This window comes from Cellulomonas jepli (assembly GCF_047229345.1).
Classification (GTDB): Bacteria; Actinomycetota; Actinomycetes; order Actinomycetales; family Cellulomonadaceae; genus Cellulomonas_A.
In genome coordinates, this window is record NZ_JBFTER010000155.1 from 1 (window position 1) to 7,435 (window position 7,435).

Genomic DNA, 7,435 nt, shown 5'->3' on the forward strand with positions numbered 1-7,435 from the left:
GGCTGCGGCGTCCGTGGCGCTGCTCGCCGCGGGGGCCGTGGCCGCGAGCGTGCTGACCGGGCCGGAGCCGCAGCCGCAGCCGGCGGTGCCGGAGCCGTCGGCGTCGGCGAGCGCGAGCCCGTCGGGCACCCCCACCTCGGACCCCACACCTACACCGACACCGGAGGCCACATCTGCGCTTGACGCCGCGGAGGCCGGTGCGCTGCGCGGTGTCATCGCACCGATCCCGGACGCACCGCGCGCCCTCTGGACAACGCCGCTCGGCTCGCTCGCCCCTGCGCCGGACGGCGAGCACCTGTTCGTCAGCCACGTGACGACCGGCTTCTACGCCCCCCACCACGACGTCGTCGACGCCGGGACCGCGTGGGTGTACGCGGTGGGCGCATTTCCCGAGCGGCACATCGTGGGCGTCGATCCCGTCACGGGAGCGCCGCTCTGGCGCCTGCCCTCCGAACCCGGCGTGCGCGCCACCACCGCGTGCTTCGGCGTGGACGCGGCGGGATCCATCGTGTGCACGGGCACGGACGAGGCCGGCGGACACGAGATCCAGCTCAGAGAACCCACGTCGGGCGAGCTCGTCAGGTCCATCGCGCTCGAGGGGGACGTCCACTCCACGGGCTACGCGAACGGCGTCGTCATCGCGCACGGACGCGTGGGCGTGTCCGGGATCTTCTGGCAGGGCATCGACGTGAGCGACGGGAGCGCCGTGTGGTCGCACGAGGCCGACGGGGCCGGTGATCCGGCGGAGCGGGGTACGCCCCCCGGTGGGGCGACGAACGTCGTGGGCGACGCGGCCCTGCTGATGGGCCATCGCTACAGCGTCTACATCGACGTCCGCACGGGCGAGAGGCTGGCCGCCGACGGCGAGGACGGACCGACGTTCGAGTCCATGACGCACGGGACGTACCGCGCGTCGGTCCTCACGGGCCGCGCGGCGGACGAGCTGAGCTTCGTCCCGACCGACCTGCAGGACGGCTACGGCGGCGAGGGGGAACCGTCCGTTCCCAGCACCGTGCGCCTCGAGGCACGGTCCACCGCGAAGGGCTCGACGCTCTGGACGTACGAGGCACGCGGCGCGGACGTGGTCGGGGTGCTCGACGACACGGTGCTCCTCCACGACTGGGAGGGGCTCGTGCTCGTCGACGCCCGGACAGGGGCGCGGAGATGGTCCACCGGGCACGGCCTTCTCCTCGCGTTCGACGGGACCCGCCTGATCGTCCAGCGGTTCAACGAGGGCGGCGGGGAAGCCACGCTGGATGCCCTCTCGGTCTCTGACGGCACCACGTCCTGGTCCGTCCCTGCCCCGAACGACACCTTGGCGGTCGTCGGCGACACGCTGTCGCGGGTCGCCTACAACGACCAGACCCTGAGCGCGATAGGACGGTGAGCCCGCCCGCACCCCAACTTCCCCGCCCCCGCGCGCGTTGTGGGGGTGAGGGCGCACGGAGCGGTCACCACCCGGTGACCGCCCGGCGCGACGACAGGAGGGGCGGCCCGTGCCGGAGTGGCAGGACGTGCTCGAGGAGGTGGTCCGTGACCGCCGGAGCTCGCTGGTCGGCTACGCCGCGCTGTTCACGCTGGACCGCTCGCTCGCGGAGGACCTGGTGCACGACGCGCTCGTGCGGACGTTCGCGAAGCCGCGCGACCTGGCGGACGTGCACACGGCCGAGGGCTACGTGCGCCAGGTCATCCGGACGACGTTCCTCGACCACGCCCGCAAGCAGCGCACGTGGCGGTCCAAGGCGCACCTGTTCGCGGTGACCGACGCCGCCGCGTCCCCGGAGCACGCGACGACGGCCGTCCTCGACGTGCGGGCCGCTCTCGCGACGCTGGCCCCGCGCGAGCGGGCGTGCGCCGTCCTGCGCTACTTCGACGACCTGCCGGGCGCCGAGATCGCGCACGCACTCGGGCTGAGCCCCGGAGCGGTCAAGCGCTACCTGTCCGACGCGACCGCCCGGCTGCGCGTCCTCCTGGGGCCCGACGCCCTGCCGCCGGACGGCGACCTCGACACGATCCCCGTGACCGGCACCGGACGGAGCCAGGCATGAGCCCGAACCTGCGCGACCTCCTGCACGAGCTCGCCGACCACGAGACGGCCGGCGCCGCCGCGGCCGCCCCCGACACGCGGACCGAGGTGCAGATGCTGACCCGAGAGATCCACGGGCGCCGGAGCCGCCGTGTCGCGGCTGTGGCGAGCGGTGCTGCCGCGGCGGTCGTCGCGGGCGTGCTCGTCGCCAGCGGGGTCGTGGGATCCCCGCGACCCGTGCCCGCGAGCCCGGAGCCGAGCGCAACCACGAGCGCGCGCCCGACCCCCGAGACAAGCCCGGAGCCGAGCGCCATCGTCGAGCCGGAGCAGGTCGACCCCGGGCCGCTCGTCGGCCTCGTCCCGTCGCTCGCGCAGGCACCCGAGGAGCGGTGGACCGTCTCGGTCGCCGATCTGGTCCCGGGCTGGTCGAGCGAGGAGGCCCCGCGGCTCGGCGACGTGACGCGGGGCAGCATCCTGCCGGGGGTGCGGACCATCGACGCGGGCGACGTCCAGGTCGCGCTCGTCGCGGACTGGTCCGGGCTCGAGCAGCACCTCGTCGGGATCGACGCCGCCACCGGCGACGTCCGGTGGAGCCGCCCCACGAGCGCGGTCGACGGGTACCGCGTCTGGACGTGCGCGGGGGTGAGCCCCGACGGGCTCGTGGTGTGCCACGGGCTCGACGAGAGCTCGGGCGCCACCGGCTCCGGGGTGGCGCTGCTCGACCCGGCCACGGGCACGGTGGTGCGGATGCTCCCGCTGAGCCGGGGCGCGGGCACGCTCGGCGTCACGGGCGGCGTCGTGCTCGCGCACGGGCCGATGACGGCGGAGACGGTCCTGGGCGTCGAGGCGATCGACCTGGCCACCGGCGCGCCGGTGTGGTCGCGCGAGCTCGCCGGCGTCGTCGCGGTCGAGGAGTTCGCTGGCGAAGTGGCCATCGGCGAGACCCGGATCGAGGGCGACCTCGTGCTGCTCACCGGCGCGGGCTACGCCGTCACGGTCGACCTCCGCACCGGCGACCCGGCGCCGACCACGCCGACCGGCACACCCGACGTGCACGGCCCCGTCCCCTGGGGTCACGACGTGCGGTCGGTCGGCCCAGGCGTGGTCCCACCGGCCCTGGTCCCCCGGGTCGAGGGCCGCGGGACGGACGCGCGGGCGCTCGGTGTGCGGGCGCTGCGGCCGGACGGGTCGGAGCTCTGGGCGCACGACGCGCCGGGCGCCGTGGTGAGCGGGCTGGTCGGTGACGGGGTCGTCGTGGGCCAGGACGACGGGCTCGCACTCCTCGACGGCGCGACCGGCGCGACGCGGTGGACCGTCGGCGCGGGTGACGTGCTCGCCTTCGACGGCACCCGGCTCCTGGTCTCGCAGGCGGACGCCGTCGAGGCGGTCGAGGTGTCGGACGGCTCGATCGTGTGGTCGATGCCGACGTCGGGGTCGTGCACGGCGACCGTCTGGCCGGGCGCGCCGACCTCCGTGCCGGGCACGATCCTGTGCGGCAGCGGCGACGCGCTGTCGCTGTTCCGGTAGGCCGCCGGACCTGCCCGGTCCCGCCCACGGCGAATCAGCGCGCGTCCACGCCCGGACAGCGGGGAGAATGGTCCGTCGTGAGCACTGCGCGCGAGGAGCGACCGGCGACGCCGGACGGGGCCGGGGGACCGGGCCGTCGTGGCGGGCGCGGTCGCCGTCGCGGGCCGCGGCGTCCTGACGGTCTACGGGCGAACGGGCCGCGCGCCGAGCAGGCAGCGCCGGAAGGTGCCGAGCGAGCGCACGTCGTCGACGAGCAGCGCAGCGAGGGGGGCCCCGTCGACGGGGGTCCCGTCGACGGGCCGCGCGTCGCCGAGGACGGCGTTCACCAGGACGAGCGCCGGACCCGTGGCGACCGGCCCGAGCGCCGCCGCCCGGACCGGGCCCGTGGCGACCGCCGGCCCGACCAGAAGCAGGGCGACGCCCAGCGCGCCCGCCGCGCCGAGCTGCGCCACGCCGTCGTCGTCCCCCCGATCACGTACCCCGAGCAGCTCCCCGTCTCGGCGCGCCGCGACGAGATCTCCGCCGCGATCCGGGAGCACCAGGTCGTGATCGTCGCGGGCGAGACGGGCTCGGGGAAGACGACGCAGCTGCCCAAGATCATGCTCGAGCTCGGCCGGGGGCGGGACGGCCAGATCGGCCACACGCAGCCCCGGCGGATCGCGGCGCGCACGGTCGCGGAGCGCATCAACGAGGAGATCAGCGGTCCGGGCGTCCCGCTCGGCGACCTCGTCGGCTACCAGGTGCGGTTCACGGACGAGTCGAGCGCGTCGACGCTGGTCAAGGTCATGACCGACGGCATCCTGCTCGCGCAGATCCAGCGCGACCCGATGCTGCGCGGCTACGACACGCTCATCATCGACGAGGCCCACGAGCGCTCGCTCAACATCGACTTCCTGCTCGGGTACCTCACGCGGCTGCTGCCGCAGCGGCCCGACCTCAAGCTCGTCATCACGTCCGCGACGATCGACTCGGCGCGGTTCGCGGCGCACTTCGCGGGTCCGCCGACGCCCGAGCACCCCGACGGCGTCCCGGCGCCGGTCGTCGAGGTCACGGGGCGCACGTTCCCCGTCGAGATCCGCTACCGGCCGCTGCGCGCGGACGACGCGCTGCCCGCGGGCGACGGGGACGAGTGGGACGACGACGGCACCGGGGCGGGCGGCGCGGGGTCCGACGGCGCCGCGCTCACCGGGCGCGCGTACCCGAAGGGCCGCCCCGCGACGGGCGCGTCGGGCAAGGCGAAGGGCAAGGGCCCCGGCCGCCCGCAGGTCGAGGACCGCGACCCGATGCAGGCGATCTGCGAGGCCGTCGACGAGCTCACCGCCGAGGGCCCGGGCGACATCCTCGTGTTCTTCTCGGGCGAGCGGGAGATCCGCGACGCGGAGGACGCGCTGCGGGCGCACCTCGGCGACCGGGCGGCGGACCTGCGGGGGCCGTCGGCGGTCGAGATCCTGCCGCTGTACGGGCGGCTCTCCGCGGCCGAGCAGCACCGGGTCTTCGAGCAGCACGGCACGCGCCGCGTCGTGCTCGCGACCAACGTCGCCGAGACGTCGCTGACCGTGCCGGGCATCCGGTACGTGATCGACCCCGGCACGGCCCGCATCTCGCGCTACTCGAAGGCGACGAAGGTCCAGCGCCTGCCGATCGAGCCGATCTCGCAGGCGTCGGCGAACCAGCGCTCGGGCCGCTGCGGGCGCGTCGCGGACGGCATCGCGATCCGGCTCTACTCCGAGGCCGACTTCGAGTCCCGCCCCGAGTACACCGAGCCGGAGATCCTGCGCACGTCGCTCGCGTCGGTCATCCTCCAGATGATCTCCGTGGGGGTCGCGGCGACGCCCGACGACATCGCGCAGTTCCCGTTCGTCGACCCCCCGGACGTGCGCTCGGTGCGCGACGGCGTGCAGCTGCTCACCGAGCTCGGGGCGCTCGCGCCGACGGGCGGGGCGCTCACCGAGACCGGGCGCGCGCTCGCGCAGCTGCCGATGGACCCGCGGCTCGGGCGGATGATCGTCGAGGCCGGGCGCCGGGGCGTCGCACGCGAGGTCATGATCATCGCGGCGGCGCTGTCGATCCAGGACCCGCGCGAGCGCCCGGTCGAGAGCCGCCCGCAGGCCGACCAGCAGCACGCCCGCTTCGCCGACCCGACGTCGGACTTCCTCACGTACCTGAACCTCTGGCAGTACCTCAAGGACCAGCAGGCGGACCTGTCCGGCTCGGCGTTCCGCCGCCTGTGCCGCTCGGAGCACCTCAACTACCTGCGCATCCGCGAGTGGCAGGACGTCGTCACGCAGCTGCGTGAGCTCGCGAAGCCGCTCGGCATCGTGGTGAACCCGCCGCGCCGGCGCGAGAAGGCGGGGAGCGTCGGGGTCGCGCTCGCCGGTGCGCAGGCCGAGCAGGCGCCCCGCCGACGGACCGCGCCCGGCGCCGAGCAGGCCTCGCTCGCGTCCGACACCGAGGGCGGCCCCGAGAGGCTGCGCCTCGACTGGGACGCCGACCGCATCCACCTCAGCCTGCTCGCGGGCCTGCTCAGCCAGATCGGCATGCAGGAGGCGACCGAGGTCACGCCGCCCGCCGGGAACCGCGGCCGCAAGGACTCCCCCGCCCGGCGCCCCGACCGCCGCGCCCGCAACGAGTACCTCGGCGCGCGCGGTGCACGGTTCGCGATCTTCCCGGGGTCCGGCCTGGCGAAGCGCCCGCCCGCGTGGGTCATGGCCGGGGAGCTCGTCGAGACCTCGCGCCTGTGGGGCCGCGACGTCGCCCGCATCCAGCCCGAGTGGGCCGAGGAGCTCGCGGGGCACCTCGTGAAGCGCACGTACTCCGAGCCGACGTGGTCGACCAAGCAGGGCGCGGCCATGGCGCTCGAGCGGGTGCTGCTCTACGGCGTCCCGATCGTCGCGCAGCGCCGGGTCCTGTACGCCAAGGTCGACCCCGAGCACGCGCGCGAGCTGTTCCTGCGGCACGCGCTCGTCGACGGCGAGTGGACCACGCACCACGAGTTCTTCCACGAGAACCGCCGCCTGCTCGCGGAGGCCGAGAGCCTCGAGGCGAGGGCCCGGCGGCGCGGGCTCGTGGTCGACGACGACGTGCTGTTCGCCTTCTACGACGAGCGCGTCCCGGCGGACGTGGTCTCCGCGCGGCACTTCGACACGTGGTGGAAGACCGCGCGCCGCACGCAGCCGGACCTGCTGACGTTCACGCGCGAGCTGCTCGTGTCCGACGAGGACGCGGTCAGCGCGTCCGACTTCCCCTCGACGTGGCCGCAGGGCGAGCTCGAGCTCCCGCTGACCTACCAGTTCGAGCCGGGCACCGAGGCCGACGGCGTGACCGTGCACGTCCCGCTCGTGCTGCTCGCGCGCGTGCGGCCCGAGGGCTTCGGGTGGATGGTCCCGGGCCTGCTCGAGGAGCTGGTCACGGCGACGATCCGGTCGCTGCCCAAGCCGGTCCGCGTGCAGCTCGTGCCCGCGCCGGACGTCGCGCGCGGCGTCGTGGCCTGGTTCCGCGAGAACCTCGCGTCGTGGCACGACACCGTGCGCGCCGCGGACCTCGCGCCGTCGTTCCACGAGGCGTTCGCGCAGGCGGTGCGCGCGCTCCGGGACGTCGACGTGCCGCTCGACGCGTTCGACGACGAGAAGCTGCCGCCGCACCTGCGCATGACGTTCCGGGTCCAGTCGGACCGGGGGGTCGTGCTCGACGAGAGCAAGGACCTCGTCGCGCTGCAGCGCCGGCTCGCGGCCCGGACGCAGGACGCCGTGAGCTCCGCGGTGCGGACCGCGGTGCGCGACGCGATGCGGGAGGCGGGGACGAAGGCCGGCGGACGTGCGGGCGGCGCGGGCGGCAACGGCGACGGGTCGGGCGCGGCGGCGCGCGGGACGACGGGTGCGCCGG

Annotated in this window: 4 protein-coding genes; all 4 read left to right on the plus strand. The window is 75.5% G+C overall.

The window, feature by feature from the left end:
• Window positions 1-1,387 (plus strand): outer membrane protein assembly factor BamB family protein (locus tag AB6N24_RS22105; protein WP_412871515.1); only part of this gene is annotated, 1,387 nt, incomplete at its 5' end.
• A gap of 109 nt (window positions 1,388-1,496) precedes the next feature.
• Window positions 1,497-2,048 carry an RNA polymerase sigma factor gene (locus tag AB6N24_RS22110; RefSeq protein ID WP_412871516.1) on the plus strand — a complete coding sequence of 184 codons (552 nt, stop codon included), beginning with the start codon at window positions 1,497-1,499 and terminating at the stop codon, window positions 2,046-2,048.
• On the plus strand, window positions 2,045-3,553 hold the full coding sequence (locus tag AB6N24_RS22115; RefSeq protein WP_412871517.1) for an outer membrane protein assembly factor BamB family protein: 1,509 nt from the start codon (window positions 2,045-2,047) through the stop codon (window positions 3,551-3,553). Before AB6N24_RS22110 ends, AB6N24_RS22115 begins: the two co-directional genes overlap by 4 nt.
• A 77-nt stretch (window positions 3,554-3,630) precedes the next feature.
• A partial coding sequence (locus AB6N24_RS22120; protein WP_412871518.1) for a DUF3418 domain-containing protein occupies window positions 3,631-7,435 on the plus strand: 3,805 nt, incomplete at its 3' end.